Source organism: Larkinella ripae, from assembly GCF_054780775.1.
The window spans coordinates 21,673-39,575 of record NZ_BAAGVR010000033.1 but is presented as its reverse complement, the minus strand read 5'-3'; the positions used below and the strand labels follow the sequence as shown (position 1 = coordinate 39,575).

12 protein-coding genes are annotated in these 17,903 nt (G+C 54.2%); 6 read left to right on the top strand and 6 right to left on the bottom strand.

Features of this window, described 5'->3' with window-relative positions:
• Nucleotides 1-37: 37 nt before the first annotated feature.
• The 5 genes from ACYVHX_RS28510 to tsaD form a co-directional block, all read right to left on the bottom strand.
• Nucleotides 38-3,271: a SusC/RagA family TonB-linked outer membrane protein gene (locus tag ACYVHX_RS28510; RefSeq protein ID WP_460675126.1), complete on the bottom strand. Its 3,234-nt coding sequence runs from the start codon at nucleotides 3,269-3,271 to the stop codon at nucleotides 38-40.
• Between the two features lie 217 nt (nucleotides 3,272-3,488).
• Nucleotides 3,489-5,246: a phospho-sugar mutase gene (locus ACYVHX_RS28505; protein WP_460675125.1), complete on the bottom strand. Its 1,758-nt coding sequence runs from the start codon at nucleotides 5,244-5,246 to the stop codon at nucleotides 3,489-3,491.
• Between the two features lie 105 nt (nucleotides 5,247-5,351).
• The gene (locus ACYVHX_RS28500; RefSeq protein WP_460675124.1) at nucleotides 5,352-6,206 is read right to left on the bottom strand and encodes a hypothetical protein; all 855 of its coding nucleotides are present in this window, start codon (nucleotides 6,204-6,206) and stop codon (nucleotides 5,352-5,354) included.
• Between the two features lie 47 nt (nucleotides 6,207-6,253).
• On the bottom strand, nucleotides 6,254-7,090 hold the full coding sequence (locus ACYVHX_RS28495; RefSeq protein ID WP_460675123.1) for an MOSC domain-containing protein: 837 nt from the start codon (nucleotides 7,088-7,090) through the stop codon (nucleotides 6,254-6,256).
• Between the two features lie 44 nt (nucleotides 7,091-7,134).
• Entirely contained in the window at nucleotides 7,135-8,130 is a 996-nt protein-coding gene (gene tsaD / locus ACYVHX_RS28490) for a tRNA (adenosine(37)-N6)-threonylcarbamoyltransferase complex transferase subunit TsaD (RefSeq protein WP_460675122.1), read from the bottom strand.
• Nucleotides 8,131-8,280: 150 nt separating this feature from the next.
• Between tsaD and ACYVHX_RS28485 the strand changes: the two genes are divergently transcribed.
• The 5 genes from ACYVHX_RS28485 to ACYVHX_RS28465 all read left to right on the top strand — a co-directional run bounded on the left by ACYVHX_RS28485 (nucleotide 8,281) and on the right by ACYVHX_RS28465 (nucleotide 15,553).
• Nucleotides 8,281-12,927: a translocation/assembly module TamB domain-containing protein gene (locus ACYVHX_RS28485; protein WP_460675121.1), complete on the top strand. Its 4,647-nt coding sequence runs from the start codon at nucleotides 8,281-8,283 to the stop codon at nucleotides 12,925-12,927.
• A 211-nt stretch (nucleotides 12,928-13,138) separates the two neighbouring features.
• Entirely contained in the window at nucleotides 13,139-13,336 is a 198-nt protein-coding gene (locus tag ACYVHX_RS28480) for a hypothetical protein (protein WP_460675120.1), read from the top strand.
• Nucleotides 13,337-13,418: 82 nt separating this feature from the next.
• Nucleotides 13,419-14,774: an efflux transporter outer membrane subunit gene (locus ACYVHX_RS28475; protein WP_460675119.1), complete on the top strand. Its 1,356-nt coding sequence runs from the start codon at nucleotides 13,419-13,421 to the stop codon at nucleotides 14,772-14,774.
• Nucleotides 14,775-15,164: 390 nt separating this feature from the next.
• Nucleotides 15,165-15,377, top strand: a complete 213-nt coding sequence (locus ACYVHX_RS28470; protein ID WP_460675118.1) for a hypothetical protein — start codon at nucleotides 15,165-15,167, stop codon at nucleotides 15,375-15,377.
• Nucleotides 15,378-15,406: 29 nt separating this feature from the next.
• Nucleotides 15,407-15,553, top strand: a complete 147-nt coding sequence (locus ACYVHX_RS28465; protein WP_460675117.1) for a hypothetical protein — start codon at nucleotides 15,407-15,409, stop codon at nucleotides 15,551-15,553.
• Nucleotides 15,554-15,625: 72 nt separating this feature from the next.
• On the opposite strand, the gene ACYVHX_RS28460 is transcribed toward ACYVHX_RS28465, so the two are convergent.
• Nucleotides 15,626-16,849 (bottom strand): isochorismate synthase, encoded by a 1,224-nt coding sequence (locus ACYVHX_RS28460; RefSeq protein WP_460675116.1) that lies wholly within the window; start codon nucleotides 16,847-16,849, stop codon nucleotides 15,626-15,628.
• Nucleotides 16,850-17,135: 286 nt separating this feature from the next.
• Between ACYVHX_RS28460 and ACYVHX_RS28455 the strand changes: the two genes are divergently transcribed.
• Nucleotides 17,136-17,903, top strand: a complete 768-nt coding sequence (locus ACYVHX_RS28455) for a LytR/AlgR family response regulator transcription factor (RefSeq protein ID WP_460675115.1) — start codon at nucleotides 17,136-17,138, stop codon at nucleotides 17,901-17,903.

Below are 17,903 nucleotides of genomic sequence, written 5' to 3'. Positions count from 1 at the left end.
TCAAATCCCTTTTACCCATCCCAAACCATTCAACCATTTATAAGCTTAATCGCAAACCAACCAATACGGTTTTTGCCACCGGATACGCGCCTTCGTCTACCCCGATGTGCGTATCCTGGTTGTTGTCGCCCGACCGACGCAGGTTGATTTCCGGATCAAGTCCGGAATACTTGGTGAACGTCAGCAGATTCTGGCCCTGAACGTAGATTTGCGTCGCCCCCAGCCCCAGTTTCCGCTGAATGCCGGAAGGCAGCGTAAACGACAACTGGACATTTTTCATCCGCAGATACGAGCCTTTCTCGAGGAAGTAGGTCGAAATCTGGGCGCTGGTGGCATCCGTAGAACGGAGTTCCGGCAGGATGGCGTCGGTTTTGCCGGGCCGCCACGAGTCGTACAGCATTCGTTTGCTGCGGTTGCCCTGGAAGGTGTTGAAATCCGTCCAGTATTTCATGTAGTTGAAAACGTCGTTGCCGTAAACACCCTGCCCAAAAACCGTCAGATCGAAGGCTTTGTAGCCCACGCTCAGGTTCAGACCGTAGGTAAAATCCGGGTGCGGATTGCCGATGATGGCGCGGTCGGCCGTGGTGACGACTTTATCTCCGTTGGTATCCCGGAAAATAAACGAGCCGGCCCGGTTATACGTCCCGAACTGCGGAGCATTTTTGGCCGATTCGGCATCCTGGAAAATACCGTCGATGAAATAGCCGTAGAACGATCCCACCGGATAGCCGACTTTGGTGGCGCTCATCGCCGGAAGCCGGGTGGCAAAACCAAACTTGATCGAGTTCGGGTCGTTGTTGATTTTCAGCACTTCGTTCCGGTACGTCGAGAAGTTACCGCCCACCGAGTAACGCAGATCGCCCCCGGCCGCTTTGCCGTTGTAGTTGATGCTCAGGTCGATACCCTTGTTCTGCATATCACCGATGTTGGTGTACGGAATCGTGGCCTGACCCTGCGTATACGGAATGTCGATCTGCGTCAACATATCGGTGGTCTTCTTGATGTACCAGTCGAAAACCACCTCGATTTTATTGTTCAACAGGCTGGCATCCAGACCAATATTCGTTGACGTGGTGGTTTCCCACTTGCCGTTCGGGTTGCCAAACTGCACCAGGTCGAAGCCCGGCACAATCGAGGTTTTGGCTCCGTTGATGTCGTAATGGTTTTCAATCGGCCGCGACTCATACAGGGTGTAGGCGTTGTAAATGTTCGGGATGTTCTGGTTCCCGGTTTTCCCCCAACCGACGCGCAGTTTCAGGTCAGAGAGCACATCGACGCTCTTCATGAAGTCTAGTTCGGTCAGGCGCAACCCGATGCTGGCCGCCGGAAAAACCGCATACCGGTTGGCCGCACTGAAACGCGACGAGCCATCACGACGCAGCGTGAAATCGGCCAGGAAGAAGTCTTTGTAGGAATAGTTGACCTTGCCGAACAGCGAAAACAGGCGCGTCCGGTTGGCACCCCGGCCACTGTTTTGCAGACCGAGCGGACTACCGGCGTTCAGGTAGCGGTAATCCAGGTCATCGAAGGCGTAGTTGCTCCGGGTTGCGTCGAAAATAAAGTCATAGGTAGCAATCGACTCGGTGCCGGCCAGGATGTTGAAGCTGTGGCTGCCAAACGTGCGGTTATAGGTCAGCGTGTTGTACCACGTCCAGGAGTTGTCGTAGCGGTTTTCCGAGCGGAAGCTGTTGGCGTTCCGGGCTTCGGGCGACTCGGGGTCGCGGGGCGTATACTGATCGAAGTTGTACAGGTTGTATTCCACCCCGAAACTGGTGCGGAACGTTAGTCCTTTGAGCAGATCGATCTCACCAAACGCATTTCCGAACAGGTGAACGCCCTTGGTTTTGTTGTCTTTGGCCCGGTACAATTCCTGCAGGGGCGTGCGGGCATTGCCCAGGTTGAGGCCTTTGGCTCCGGCAAAATTACCGGCCACGTCATAGACCGGAATCAGCGGGTGCGACCGCACGGCGAAGGCAATCGGGTTCGATTCGTCGTTGTTCGTAAAACCGACCCGCTCGTCGTACGAAACCGTCAGGTTTTCACCCAGTTTCAGGCGGTTTTTCACCTTGAATTCCGTGTTGGCCCGGATCGAATACCGCTTGTAGTTGGTGTGTTCCAGAATCCCTTTCTGGTTGAAGTGGTTGAACGAAATCGAATACGCTCCCTTGTCGGTGCCCCCGCTGGCGCCAATCTGGTAGTTCTGGATCGGAGCTGGATTAAAGATCACATCCTGCCAGTTCGTCCCTTCCTTGTTGGCTTTGGTAATCATGAATTTCGTGCTGCCCAAAGCCGGGTCGGTCAGATCGTAGGTGTAGTTGAGGAAATTGCCGTTGGCGTCTTTCGCCAGCCGCGGATCGCCTTCCATCGCTCCCGACGGATAAATATAATCCGGAATCCGGGGTTCGGCGCCGTTGCCATACTGGGCGTGCGTCGGGGTCTGCCCGACGTTTTTAGCCTGTTCCCACAGCAATTGGCCCAGCTCCTGCGAGTTGGTCAGTTCCAGCAGTTTACCGTTACGCTGCACGCCCGCGTACATATCGAAGGTGATTTTCGGCTCACCGGCTTTTCCTTTTTTGGTCGTGATGATGACCACCCCGTTGGCCGCCCGCGCCCCGTAGATGGAAGCCGCCGACGCATCTTTCAGCACCTGCAAACTCTCGATGTCGTTGGGGTTGATGTTGTTGAGCGAACCCGTCGTCGGCACCCCGTCGACGATGTACAGCGGGGAGTTGTTGTTGATGGTTCCGAAACCGCGAATCCGGACCATCGTGCCCCCACCCGGCGAGTTGTCATTTCCGACCGTTACCCCGGCGGCCCGACCCTGCAACTGCTGCGTCAGGCTGGCGGCCGGAACCGCCGTCAGTTCGGACCCTTTCACCACCGTTACGGCCCCGGTAATGTCTTTTTTCCGCTGCGAACCATACCCGGTTACGACAACTTCCGACAGGGTTTTGGTGTCGGAGCTCAGCGAAATGGTGAGGTCGGAGCGGTTCCCAACGGTGATTTCCTGGGCCATGTACCCAATGGCGGAAATTGTCAGGACATCGTTGCTGGTGGGAACATTAAGCGTGAAGCGGCCATTGGCGTCGGTCGACACCCCGGTTGTGGTGCCTTTCACGAGAACATTGACACCGGGCAGTGGGTTTTTGTCGTTGCTGTCGATGACACTGCCGCTCACTTTCCGTTCCTGCGCCCAGGCTGAAAGCGTAAGCAAACACAGCAATGCCATGACTGCCACCGATCGGATCGGTTTCAGGTACTGTTTTTTCATAAAAATAGAGATGGTAGATGGTTTGTACTAATTGGTCATCTGATTGAACGAAAAGCCGCACAGACTTGCCAAAGTAACTTTTTTTATTGCCTAAAATCAAATTTTGTAGTTCACATGAAAAAAAATTATTTCCCGTTCAGTAAAAAAATGCCAACAAAAAAGCCGAAACACAGTTTCGGCTTTCCTGAAAAGTTGAATTAGCTGGTAATGAGTCCGTTTACGACAGATTCAAGTCGGTCATCACAGACTGGACTTTCTGTTTCAGATTTTCGTAAACCGCATCAAATTGCTCCTTGCTTGCCAGCGGTTCATTCACACTAACGTAAAATTTGATCTTCGGTTCGGTCCCCGACGGACGCGCCGAAACTTTGGTGCCGTTTTCGGTAAAAAACTGCAAAACGTTCGACGACTCGATGCCCATTTTTCCGGCTTCGATGGCGGTTTTTTCGCTGGTTTTCAGATCCGTCCGTTCCAGCGATTTGTAATCATCCACCCGAACCACCGGCGAACCGGCGATTTGCTTTGGCGGATTGGCCCGGAAATCGGCCATCATCTGCTGGATTTCTTCAGCCCCGGTTTTTCCTTTCTTGGTCAGCGAGATCAGCCCTTCGTAGTAGAAGCCAAATTTCTGATACATTTCCATCAGCAGGTCGAACAGGCTCAGCCCTTTGTCTTTGGCATAGGCCGTCAGCTCGGCAATCATGGCGCAGGAGGCAATGGCGTCTTTATCCCGCACGAAATCGCCGATCAGATAGCCGTAGCTTTCTTCGCCCCCGCCGATAAACTGCTGCTGCCCTTCCAGTTCACGAATGATCTGGGCGATGTACTTAAAACCGGTCAGCGTGTTGTAACAGGCCACGCCGTACTCTCCGCACATCTTGTCAATGAGGTCGGTGGTCACAATGGTTTTGGCGACAAATTCCTTGCCCGTCAGTTTGCCGGCGTCCTGCCAGGCTTGCAGCAGGTAATAAATGATCAGACTCGCCATCTGGTTGCCGTTCAGCAATTCGAACTCGCCGTGGTGGTTGCGCGCACCCGAGCCCACGCGGTCGGCGTCCGGGTCAGTGGCCATAATCAGGTCTGCATTGAGGGCTTCAGCTTTGTCCAGCGCCAGCTTCATGGCGTCACGCTCTTCGGGGTTCGGCGATTTCACGGTCGGGAAGTTTCCATCCGGTTTGGCCTGTTCCTCCACGATGCTCACGTTTGTAAAACCGAGGGCTTCCAGCACGCGCGGCACGAGCGTAATACCGGTGCCGTGGATCGGCGTAAACACAATATTCAGGTCTTTCTGCCGCGCAATAACGTCCGGATTGATGGAGTTCGACTTGATCCGTTCCACGTATACGCTGTCAATTTCTTCGTCGATCAGGTGAATCTTTTCGGGCACCCCTTCAAACTTCACGTCGTCGATCGAGGTGATCTTGTTGACTTCGGTGATGATGTTTTTATCGTGGGGAGCCACCACCTGCCCGCCGTCGTTCCAGTAGGCTTTGTACCCGTTGTATTCCGGTGGGTTGTGCGACGCCGTTACGACAATTCCGCTCTGGCAACCCAGCTGGCGGATTGCAAACGAGAGTTCGGGGGTTGGGCGCAAAGCACTGAACAGGTACACTTCGATGCCGTTGGCGGAAAAAATATCGGCTACAATCCGGGCAAATTCCGGACTCATCCGGCGGCTGTCGTGGGCAATCGCCACTTTAATATCGATATCCGGAAAAGCCGCATTCAGGTAATTGGCCAGACCCTGCGTGGCCGCGCCCACCGTGTAGCGGTTCATGCGGTTGGAGCCCACGCCGATGACCCCGCGCAGACCGCCCGTTCCAAATTCCAAGCTTTTATAGAAAGAATCCGTCAGTTCGGTGGTTTCGCCGTTGTCCTGTAATTGGCGGATGGCCGCTTTGGTATCGGCGTCATAATTTCCGTTGAGCCATTGGTCGATGGTAGCCTGGGTTGCAGAATCAATCGCAGTTGTCATATCATTGAATTTGTTAGAATCGGCTGCCAAGTTACAGTTCTTAAGGAAGGAGTCAAATCCTTTTGGTAAAAGCTTTTCAAGCCCCAAACCCGCCGGCAAAACCGCTCACAGAATCAAAACCGGCAGCCAAAATATGCCGTCCCCAATCCAGCGGTAGCGTTCATTGGCTAAAAACCGGGTCGGATACCGCTGAATCGCGTACAAAACCGCACTCATCAGGCCCTCGATTACGGCCGCCCGCTGGGCAAACCGTTCGCCGGACAGGAAGAAAAGCACCAGCGCCAACACCGTCACCACTACGGTCAGCGTCCGCAGCACCACGTCGCTCCGGTCGAACCCCCAGGTGGTCGCCAGCGAAAACGAACTGTCCGGAAACTCGTAGGCTTCCATCACCGAAAACAGCAGCAGGTTCTGAAAAACGATGAGCAGAAACAACACGCCCAGGCCGATTTCGGACCAGCCGATGGTCGGTTTTTGCGCCCACGAACTACCCCAGACGCCCACGGTATAGACCAGCGTCACCGCCGGTTCTTTCCAGATCAGTTTTCGGTTGGAAGCCGGCAGCCGCGAAACGCCCCAGACGTAAGCGCCGGCAATCAGCGCCAGGCCGGTGCCGAACAGAATCACACTTTTGGGTAGCCAGAAAAGCAGAATGACACAAATTGCCGCCAAGCCCATCAGGACACGGAGCAAAACCAGGCGGTTTTCGGCGTGGAACCGGTGCCGGGCAGTCAGTTGGGTCCGGGCCAGCAATCCTTTCCGGGCGTCGTACAAGCGGTCGGCCGCGTAAATGACAAACACGCAGATGCCCAGCAAAACCGTCGTGGCCCAGTCAACGGGCCGGTGACCGTCCGGTAAACGGGCGACCATGATATGCGCAAAAACCGCCCCGATCACCACATCCAGGCTGAGGTAGTGGGCGGTTTGTAAAAACTCCGTAATCGACTTAAAAAACTTCATATCCTTTCTTCCGTTCGCATCGCTATAACCGAACAGAACCTGAATCGTTAAGAAAAAGGCAGCCGCGCCGGGCGTCGTTCCAGAATCGTTACCGGCTGGCCCACGCGCAGCGTTCCGGTGCCCCCGGCCAGGACATTTTGCCCGAACAGGATTTTTTTATCCAGCCGCCGGTATGTTGCCAGCGTTTTAAGCGGTTCTTTGCCTTTCTGGGCGGTTTCGGGGTCAATGGTCGTCAGCACGCAACGGGCGCAGGGTTTTACGCCGTAAAAAGTCAGCGCACCAATCTGAAACCGGTACCAGGTGTCTTCGTCGTGCGGACTAGCCCCCTCCACCACCAGGTTGGGCCGGAACCGGATCATTTCCAGCGGTTTGTCAACCCGGCGGTTCAGTTCGTCGAGCGAGTCGGTGCTGATAACCAGATACGGAAAACCGTCGGCAAAGCTCACCACATCGTCAGGTTCGGCGTACTTCGGATCGACCGGGCGCAGCGAATTTTCGGGCATGTACACCAGGCGGCACGGAAAACCAAGCAAACGGCTGAACCAGGCATCGGCTTCCGGGCTTACGACCAGCGAATCAACGGCCTGATCATTCCAGACGTAGGCCGTCAGGGCTTCCCCGGAGGTTTGTTCGAGCGGAATTTCCAGGACTTCGTCCGGGTGCTGGCGGTGGAAAACCCGCAGACTCCGGTCGGTGAGTTCGACTTCCACCAGCGCCATAATGGTGTTTTCGCGCTGGGTCAGAAACACGCCGTCGGGCTTCACCAGCATCCACCGGCGGTCGTAGCGAAACCCTTTTTGCTCGACAATAGCTTCGGTCAGCGAAATGCCGCCCAGCGACTTGATGGGGTAAATCCGGATTTCTTTTAAGACGGGGGTGTTCATGGCGCAAATGTACACAAAGGGACTCGACGGTTAGCCGAACTATTTTACCAACGGGGCAGCGGACTCACGTCCTGCGACGTAAATTCTCCCTTTAAAAACTTGAAGTGAGCGGCCATTGCAATCATGGCCGCGTTGTCGGTGCAATATTCAAACTTCGGGATGTAGACGTTCCAGCCCTCCTGCTGTCCCAGCTCAGCCAGCGCGGTCCGCAGGCCCGAATTGGCCGACACCCCACCCGCCAGTGCAATTTCGCGGATGCCGGTTTGGCGGGCGGCTTTTCGCAGTTTGGTCAGCAAAATTTTGATGAGCGTGTGTTGAATACTGGCACAAATGTCCGGTAAATTTTGCGCAACAAAATCCGGATTAGCCCGGGTTTGTTTTTGCAGAAAATACAGAAAGGCGGTTTTTATCCCGCTGAAAGAAAAATCCAGACCGGGCATTTCAACGTCAGGAAAGGCAAAGGCGTTTGGATTGCCTTGTTTGGCGTAGCGGTCGATGAGCGGCCCGCCCGGATACGGCAGATTCAGCAGTTTTGCGGTTTTATCGAAAGCTTCCCCCACGGCATCGTCCTGTGTCTGTCCGATAATTTCCATTTCCAAATAATCCCGAACCCGCACAATCTGCGTGTGTCCCCCGCTGACGGTCAGGCACAGGAACGGAAACCGGGGCGCGTTGTGTTCATCGATGAAATGAGCCAGCACGTGAGCCTGCATGTGGTGAACTTCGATGAGTGGAATGTCGAGCGCCAGCGCCAGCGCTTTCGCAAAGGAAGTGCCGACCAGCAGCGATCCCAATAAACCGGGTCCGCGCGTGAAACCCACGGCAGTTAGCGCGTTTTTTTGTATGTTTGCTTCCTGCAAGGCCCGTTCGACGACCGGCACAATCCGCTGCTGGTGCACGCGGGAGGCCAGTTCGGGGACCACTCCGCCATATTGTTCGTGGATAAGCTGCGTTGCTACAACATTAGATTGTATTTTTCCGTTAAAGCAAACAGCAGCCGACGTTTCGTCGCAGGAAGATTCAATTGCCAGAATTGTCATTTTTCAAAAATAATGAATCTCGAAATTTATGAATAATGAACAATGAATAATGAATATCGATTCCGACTTGCCTGGTTTGTTCCAAAACCAGCCTATCAGAACGGACACGCATTGTTTATTTTTCATTATTCATTGTTCATTAGAAAATAAATGCGTTCGTTTTTCACCATACTTCTCAAGACGTTGCTGTACACCATTCTGGTCGTATTGCTCGTCGTCGGAATTGTGGGAGTCAGTCTGCAAATACCGGCCGTACAGACGAAAATGGTGCGGTATGTTGCCAAACGTGTTTCGGAAAAACTTCTCTTTCCGGTTGACATCCAACGCATTGATATCAATTTCTCGCTACCAAAAATCTGGGTAAATTCCGTCACGCTGGAAGAAGTCACGATCCGGAACCGCGACCTTCAGCCCATGATCAGCGTCGGGCGGCTGGAAGTTTCGCTCGAACTCGAAACACTCATCAACAACGCCGATCAGGACATTCACCTCGATGAAGTGCTGCTCTACCGACCCGATGTGGTGCTGGTGAAGGATGCCAAAACCGGCAACCTGAACATGGATGATTTTCTGGAACGGATCAACGAAATGACCCGTGACACCACCAAGCCTTCCGTTGCCAACCAGAATGTCCCGTTCACCATCGGAAAAGCCACGCTGATCGACGGAAAGTTTACTTACCACGATCAGCGAAAACCGGCGATGACGGGCCGCCGGTTCGACTACAATCACTTCGTGGTCAACGGCCTGAGCGCCAACCTGAAAGATTTTCTGCTCCTGGGAGATACCATTGCGGTGGACATCAAACGCATGAAAGGGCTGGAAAAACAGGCCAATCTGCGCATTCACCAACTCGACACGAAATTTCTGTACTGCGCCAAAGAAATGCGGCTGGAAAGGCTGTTTGCCCACATCAACGGCTCAACGGTGCGAAACCGCCTGGTGTTTTCGTACGACAGTTTTTCGGCCTTCAACGAATTCAACGACGAGGTGATCATGCGGGCCAATCTGCGCAATTCCTTTGTTCGGGCGCAGGACCTGGCTCCGTTCACCTCGTATTTCGACAAAAATTTTGATGCCGCCCAGGCATCGGGCGATTACGTCGGCTACATCCGGAATTTTAAAGTCACCAATGCCGACATCCGGTTTGGTCAAAACCGCCGGAGCCGTCTGGTGGGCGATCTGGCTTTCAAAGGGTTGCCCGATACTGACGTCAACACCATCGTCGATTTCCGGTTCAAGCCCTCGCAGGTGAACATGATCGATCTGCGGCCCTATTATTCCGACTCAGCCTTCAATTCCATCGCCCGGAAGCTGGGTACGGTCAGCTTTGCCGCCACCTACGCCGGGCGGTTCATCGACTTCAAAACCGTCGGAACCTTCCGGACCCAGATCGGCACGGTTTCGGGTGATCTGGCGCTGCACCTGAATGGTGACCGGGCGACGACCTACCGGGGCAATCTGAACCTGTCCAATGTCAATCTGGGGTCGCTCCTCGGCCAGCCGGATTTGCAGCGGATCGACGGGCAGGGCAAGTTTGAAGGCCGGGGCCTGACCATCAAAGACGGCTCTCTCGATTTGAACGCCCGCTTTAGCCGCGTCGGTTTCCGGCAATACAACTACCGCAACCTCGACGTGCGGGGAAATTTACAACAGTCGTTTTTCCGGGGACAGGTCAGCGTGCAGGACACCAACCTGAACTTTGGTTTGCAGGGGGAGTTTGACCTGCGGGGGCCGAAAAACGTATTCGATGTGCGCGGCACCGTCCAGAAGGCGGATTTTCTGGCGACCAACTTGTTGAACGACAGCCTGGTAGTGCGCAGCGATCTGGATGTGAAGTTGATGGGCAACACGCTCAACGAACTGGTCGGCAACGCCCGGCTTCTGAACACCGCCCTGACGTACGGAAAACGCAGCCTGGTTTTGGACACGCTCTTCCTGGCGTCGTCGGTTGAGGGCAGCGACCGCACGGTTTCCGTCAACTCGGATTACCTGGATGCCAGCCTGAAAGGCAACTTTCAACTGACGCAGGTGGCCGACGACCTGAACCGGATTGCCAAAGAATACCGCCTGAATTTTGCCGGAAATGCCGCTGGTCTGGCCAGCTACTACCAGGAAAAAGCGCGAAAACCGGCTCCGCTGACGCCTTATGCAATTGACTATTCCTTTCTGCTGAAGAACTCGCAGCCGCTGCTGGCCCTGCTTTATCCGTCCCTGTATGTCTCGCCCAATACGCGATTGGACGGGCGGTTCGGCGTCGATCAGTCCTCGCTCCTGACGGTCAACGGAACCATTGACACCCTGAAATTCGACGAATATAATTTTTACCAAAGTACGATTGACCTAAATACCTCGAAGTACATCAATTCGCCGGAGGTCCTGGCGTCCCTGATTATTAATTCGCAACAGCAGCAATTTGCGTCGCTGGCCGCTACTGAAAACCTGCAGGCCGAAGCATCCTGGGATGTCAACCACATTGATTTCACCACCAGCCTGCAACAGCAGAAAAGTACCAACCGCGCCGATCTGAACGGCTCGCTGACGTTTAAAGGCGACGCCATCGACATCGAACTCCAGCAATCCCGGTTTCGGCTGTTGGACAGCACCTGGACCATTTCGCCCGACAACCTGATCCGGATTGTCGGCCCGGAAATTACGGTGCGAAACCTGTCTGTCTCGAATCGAAATCAACTGATTTCGGTGAGCGGCCGGGCTTCGCAGGATTCGCTGGAAGCGCTTCAGGTCGAAACCAAAAACTTCTCGCTGGCTACGCTCAACCCGGTTTTCAACACCAAAATTTCGGGACTTGCCAACGGGAAAGTAGCCATTCGGGGTATCTACGGTTTGCCGCTGCTCGACGGAAACATCACGATTGATTCGCTGAAATACAATGATTTTCTGATTGGAAATATCGTCAATCGCAGCACGCTCGACCAGTCGAACCGGATCAATCTGGACACCCGCATCCGCCGGCTGGATCGTGAAATTCTGGCGATTACCGGCGTGTATTCACCGGGCAAATCAGCCGAAAACCCGCTTGATCTGCGGGCGGTGCTTGAAGGAACGGACCTGCGGATTCTGGAACCTTTCGTCAAAGGGTTAGCCACCAACATGGGCGGAACCGCCACGGGCGTGGTAACGATCAAAGGCAAAGCCGGGAGTCCGGTTTTGGGCGGAACAGTGGATGTTACCAACGGCCGGCTGACCCTCGACTACCTGAAGGCCGACATCGGCTTCTCGGATAAAATTCACTTTGGCCCCAACGAAATCGTCGCCCGCAACATGCTGCTGACCGACCCGAACGGCGGTCGCGCAACCTTGCGGGGCGGTGTTTTTCACGATAATTTCAAGTATTTCACGGTGGACATGAACATCCTGGATATGAAGGATTTCAAGATCATGAACACCACGCTGAAGGACAACGACGATTTTTACGGCACCGCCGTAGCCAGCGGACGAGCCAGCATCGAAGGCCCCATTGATAATCTGGCGATTCGGGCCAATGTAACCAGCAGCCGGGGCACACGCATTTTCATTCCGCTCGATCAGGCGGCTACGGTTTCGCAGGAAGAGGTCATCCGATTTATCAACGTTAACCCCGCCCAGCGCGATAGTGTCGGCAAAACCGCCGAACCGGTGGTCGATCTGTCGGGAATCCGGATGGATTTCAATCTGTCGATCACGCCCGAAGCCTACTGTGAAATTCAGCTCGACCGCCAGACCGGCGACATCATCAAGGCGTACGGAACCGGCCAGCTGGCCATGCGGATCGACACCAAAGGTGATTTCACCATGACCGGCTCGTACGAAATCCAGCAGGGTGAGTATACCTTCACCTTTGAAAATGTGATCAACAAGCGGTTTCAGATGCTGCCCAACAGCCGGATCACCTGGACAGGCGACCCGTACGAAGCGATGGTGGACGTAAAAACCGCCTATACCCAATATGCCTCGCTGGCCCCGATTCTGCAATTTTATTCGGCCACCTCGTCCAACAATCCCGACCGAAACCGCCGGTATCCGGTCGATTTACTAATTAACCTGAACGGACGGCTGCTAAAACCGGAAATTTCGTACGATCTAAAAGTAAAGGAATACCCGCAGCAACCGGATTTCCGGCAGGCGGTGGCGGCTTTTGAATCGCGCCTGAAAAGCAACGATCAGGAATTGGGACGGCAGGTCAGCAGCATTTTGCTGTTCAGTCAGTTAGCCCCCGGCGAAGGACTCGGCCTGATCGACCCCGCATCGGCCAACAACAGCATCGTGGGATCGGGCCTGACCAATAGCCTCAGCGAGTTGCTTTCCAATCAGATCAGCCGGCTCGCTTCGACCCTGGACAAAAATCTGGATGTGGGCGTTTCGCTGAATGGTCTGGATCAGAATCTGGTCAACAACCTGCAGGTCCGGCTTTCGTACCGCTTCAACGACCGCTTCCGGATCAGCCGCGACGGCGGTTTTACGTACGGGCAAAACCAGACCAGCGTGGCCAGTTTGCTGGGCGAATGGACGCTGGAGTACTGGCTGTCGCCCGACGGGCAACTCCGTTTGAAAATGTACAACCGCAACCAGAACCAGCTCGGTATTTTCAGCGCCACCAACTACGGCACGCTTACGACCGGGGGCGGCATGAGCATTCAGTACACCCGCTCGTTCAACCGGCTGTTTGGCCCGGCTCCGGAACCGCCCCAACCCGGGGTCTGGCCCCGCCCCACGCCCATCGAGCGGCCCTCCAACACGGTTCCGGCATCACCGGCGGAAACCTCCGCGCTTCCGGATCGGGATGATCGCCAGTTCTGACGCACCCACGACGGAAGTCGGTTTTAGCCCAAATTCACTATGGTCTGATCAACAGATCATTCGGGTCTAAAATCACGGTTTACGATAGAGCAATTTGGCAATTCAAAGAAGTTACATAAATCCATGAGGTTACCGAACCTTTTCAAAATCGATAGCTGTTGTTCCATCATTCTGCTTCCGCGCCATCTCACCTTCGATCAGTTCCGTTTTATTGAGCGTAGCATTCCTGTTTTTCCAGCGAATCTTCCATATCATTCCGGCCAATGCTTTTTTGGTAACTTTGGAAGGGCCGCGCATCGTGGTGGTTCAGCCCAACGGGGTGCGGCATTTCCAGTCCATTACGCTGAACCGGGATTTCGAGACGACCCTCTGGGTGTTATCGGGTTTGCAGGGCCGGGACAGGTCGTAACCAACCCCAACGACCGGCGGAAAGACGGGCAGTAGGTTCGGATTTAATTGCAGGGCTAGCGATCGGCCACAAATCAAAAAGTATGAGAAAATTGCTTCTTTTCAGTTTTACGGTTTTAGTTGTTGCCAGTACGGTTTCACCGGCCCAGCCCCCGGTTTCATCAGTGGGTTCGGTCCGCGACGGCTGGGCGGTTTTTCGGGATGCCACGCTCGATTCCCTGATCGATCTGGGTTTAACCAGCAATCCCGACATTCGGGTGGCCGTCAGCCGGGTCGAAGAAGCCCGGATTCGGGTGCGGGTGGCCGAGTCATATCTGTCGCCTTCAATTCGCAGCAGCCTGAACTTCAACACCCAGAGTTTATCGGAATACCGCCCGGTGGCCGTTCCGGTCACCAGCGAACGACTACCCCGCCTGCAACTCAACACGCTCCAGATTCTGCCAATCGACGCCAGTTACGAAGTCGATTTGTTTAAACGCATTCGCAATACGGTTCGGGTAACGGATTTGCAACGGCAGGTTTCCGAGTCGGATGTGCAGATCACGCAGTTGATCGTGGCGTCGGAGATTGCCCGAATTTACTACCTGATTCGGGCCAACGACAGCGAACAAACCGTCGTTGGCCGGAACATCGTGCTGCGCGATTCCACCATTTCGATCATCCGCGCCCGGTTTCAGGCCGGTCTGACCAACGAAATTGACGCCAAACGCGCCGAAACCGATCTGGCTAACATCCGGGTTCTTTTGTTGAGTCTGGACCGCAGCCGGACCGAACTTATCAACGGCCTGGCCAATCTTTGCGGGCAAAATCCGGCCACCTTCAGCCTGGCGCCCGGTCGACTCGGAACTGCCTTGCCCGAACTGCCGTTTGCGTCGATTTCTGCCGAGCAGCTCCGCCGTCGCCCCGACATCGTACAGGCCGATCAGCAAAGCCAGGTGGCTAATGTACAGATTCAGGTTAATCGCTCGGCGCTGTACCCCCGTATCAACCTGCTCGGTTCTGGCGGAACGCTCACCGGGCGGATCGGCGGTTTGTTTTTTCCGGCCAGTATGACCTATCTGCTCGGTGTTAACGCCAGCGTTCCGATTTTTGAAGGAAAACGCAACCAGCAGAACATCGTCCTGGCTCAGCAGCAATTCCGGACTGCCGACCTGTCGTACCAGCAACGGTTGCTGACGGCCCAGCGCGAAGCCGAAACCGCTCTGGACAATCTGCAGAACACCCGCCAGCAAATCGATGCACAGAACATCGCGCTGGAGTCGGCCCGTTACACCGAACGGCTTAATCGCGAACTGTACGTCAAGGGGTTAACCACGTTTCTGGAAGTGCTGGATGCCCAGCGTACCGTGCTCGATTCCGAGCGTCAATTGGTAGTGCTACAGGGTCAGCGGGCATCGTACACCGTTGCACTCCTGAAAGCCCTGGGAGGCAGGTTTTAAAAGAGGAGAAAAGGAGGAGTGGAGGAAGGGAGTTAATGCCTTTCTCCGCTCCTACTTTTCTCCTATAAAGGGTATACGTTACGGTTCTTCGGATGTTGAACCTATCAATGATTTAAACCGCTTATATCCGCCCTACACCTATACAACGGCTTGAAAAGGCGGTTTTAGGTGTTCCCATTCCACCCGGCTTTCCGCGTCCGCATCGGATTGGACCGAAAACAACGCCTAAACCGAAGCATTCCAGTAAAGTGTTCGTAGCCAGGCAAATAGCTAGAAAAGAACGATTGTCATTTTAAATAATCGTTACCATTCTGTCAATGTGCTAAAATCTTTGAAACCTTCTTTCGCGCGTCGCGTTTTAGTGGTATTTCCAATCAAACCTGTTTTGTTATGTCACTTCCAAACACCCCCATTGCCTCAACTGAAACCCGTACTGCCACTGCCGAATATCCTGAAAACATGACCACCAGCGGCTACGGCGGCTATTCGGCCGCCCCCGAACCGGCCGATGATGAGGAGGAGTATGATGAAGAAGAACTTACCATCGACGACGAGGACGAAGATCTCGCTGACGATGAAGAAGACGAAGATGATGACGTTTAGTCATACGAAGCTTTAACGCCATAAAAGGAATGGAACCGAAAGAAACCGAGAAAACCGATCAGGAATCGGAAGCAACCGCTCCCGATAGCGACACCCAGTCGTCGGCCAGCAGTGCGCAGGGCAACCGCGGTACGGACGAACATCTGGCCCCAAACGAGCCGGCAGAGGGCGCTTAGAACGGTACATGGTAAGCGTGAGGAGTTAACTGATGCACTTGTTTTCGGTTTGCGTCAACCAACTCCTTACGCTTACTTTTTTCCTCCTAACTCATTCAGGAGAGTGGCGCATTTTAGCTCGGTTTCGCGCCATTCTTTGGCCGGAACGGAATCGGCGGTTAAGCCGGCTCCGGCATAGAGCGTTCCCTCCTGCCCTTCCAGTTTCATGCAGCGCAGGTTAACAAACAAATGCGTTTCGGCCCCTTCGGGTTGGTAGATGTTGACCGGTCCCAAAAAACCGCTGTAAAAATCGCGGTGGTGTACTTCATTTTGCAGAATAAACTCCTGGGCTGCCTCGCGGGGCATGCCACAAACCGCCGAAGTTGGGTGCAGCAGGCGCAGCATCACCGTGCCCAATTGCGGAAAATTAACGGCCTGCGTATCCACCGAATAATCGGAGCGCAGGTGCATCAGGTTGCCGGCCGTTACGGTTTTGGGACCTTCTTCAATGTATTCTCGCACCCGGATTTTTTTGAAACACCCAATGATGTACCGACTCACCAGCGCCTGTTCTTCAATCTCTTTCTGCGTCCAGGGCGCATCGGCCGTCCGTTTGGGCCGTCCTTCGGAATCAAAAGCCGATTGCGTTCCGGCCAGGGCAACGGTGTGGAAAATTCCGGCTGCGTCGACACTCACCAGCCGCTCGGGCGTGGCGCCAATCCAGATCTGGTTGCGGTCCGGCAAATAAACGGCGGAGATAAAGGCGTTCGGATAGGCGTGACACAGGCGGTTGAACAGCGTTGGAATGTCGGGCTGCTCCTCAAACCGGACGGTTTTGGTCCGCGATAGCACTACCTTCCGAAACTTCCCGCGTTCCATCTGCCGGATAGCCTGGTTGACGGTTTTCTCAAATTGCGTCTGCTGGTGATCCGTCGAGTCAACGATCCGGATGGCCGGGATGCGGTCGGATTGAGTAACGGGCCGGTTTTGCCCCAGGAGGGCGTCAACTGCCGGGTGGCCGTCGGGCATTTTGTTCTGGGAGGCAATGATGGTACCTTCTTCATCAAAACGCCAGTAAAAGTCGGCTTTCAAAAACCGGGTATGCTCGGCATCCGGATTGATGAACGAGCTGATGGCAAACCCCATCGGTAGTTCTTCAAGATCCATCGCAACGGTCGAAACCGTCCCGGAAGCGTCGATAATCAATTCCCGATCGGTTCGGTTGGGCTGCCGCCAGAGCGCTGCGGGATACCCTTCCAGAACAGCAGCCTGCCAGAGCGACCGGAAGGTTTGCTGCGTTTGTACGGTTGATGACAAGTGCGTTGAAAATTGCATTATATAAACAACAGCGCTGCAAAATGAGCTGTAATTCAATAACAGTTTGTTCTTATTTTTTGTGCGCTAAACCGCCTTCAACCCGAAAAAATCATGATAATTCTTTTCTTTGCTCCACAATTTCAGCTCAAATACGACTTTTCAGCCGGTTTACAATTCAGGTTTGCAAAATAACAGTTCATGCCGACTTTCATACAGTTTGTGTCCGATTCCGTTTGTCTGCTACCCGAATAAGCGGTACTTCGTCTCTTTTTAACTTGTACCCATCATGAACATCCTGATCGTTGAAGACGAACCCCTGGCCGTTCAGAAACTCGTTAAACTGGTAAATCTGGTGGATTCGACGGTTCAGATCATCGGTGTCACCGACGGTATCGAATCAACGGTGGACTGGCTGAACGCCAATCCGTCACCGGATTTGATCCTGATGGATATTGAACTCTCCGATGGTCAGAGCTTCGAGATTTTCAACCTGGTTTCCATCGAATGCCCGGTCGTTTTCACCACGTCCTACGACGAATCGGCCGTCAAATCGTTTCAGATTAACCGCTTCGATTACCTCCTGAAACCCGTTAAGAAAGAGGAGCTGGAGCAGGTTTTCCGGAAACATCAGGAAGGTCCATCCGCCAGCGTTACTTCCTCCGACATCGGTTTTCTGATCGATGATCTGCGGAAACAAACCCTAAAACCCGAATTCAGAAGCCAGTTTCTGGCCCGCTACCAGCAGCAACTGGTGTCGGTCGACGCGCCCGATGTCAGTTTTTTCTTCGCCAAGGATGGCATTACGTATCTGTACAGCCGTGACAACAAGCGGTATGTGGTGGATTATTCGCTCGACGCGCTGGAAGAAGTGCTCGAACCCTCCTGTTTTTTCCGGGTCAACGACCAGTTTATTGTCGAATTCAAAGCCGTTTCGCAAATTCATGCTTACCTTAACGGGCAACTTAAACTGGATCTGAAATCCGGCGGTTTAGTGCAGGACGTGGTGGTCAGCCGCGACCGCACCCGGGATTTCAAAGCGTGGATCGTCAGATAG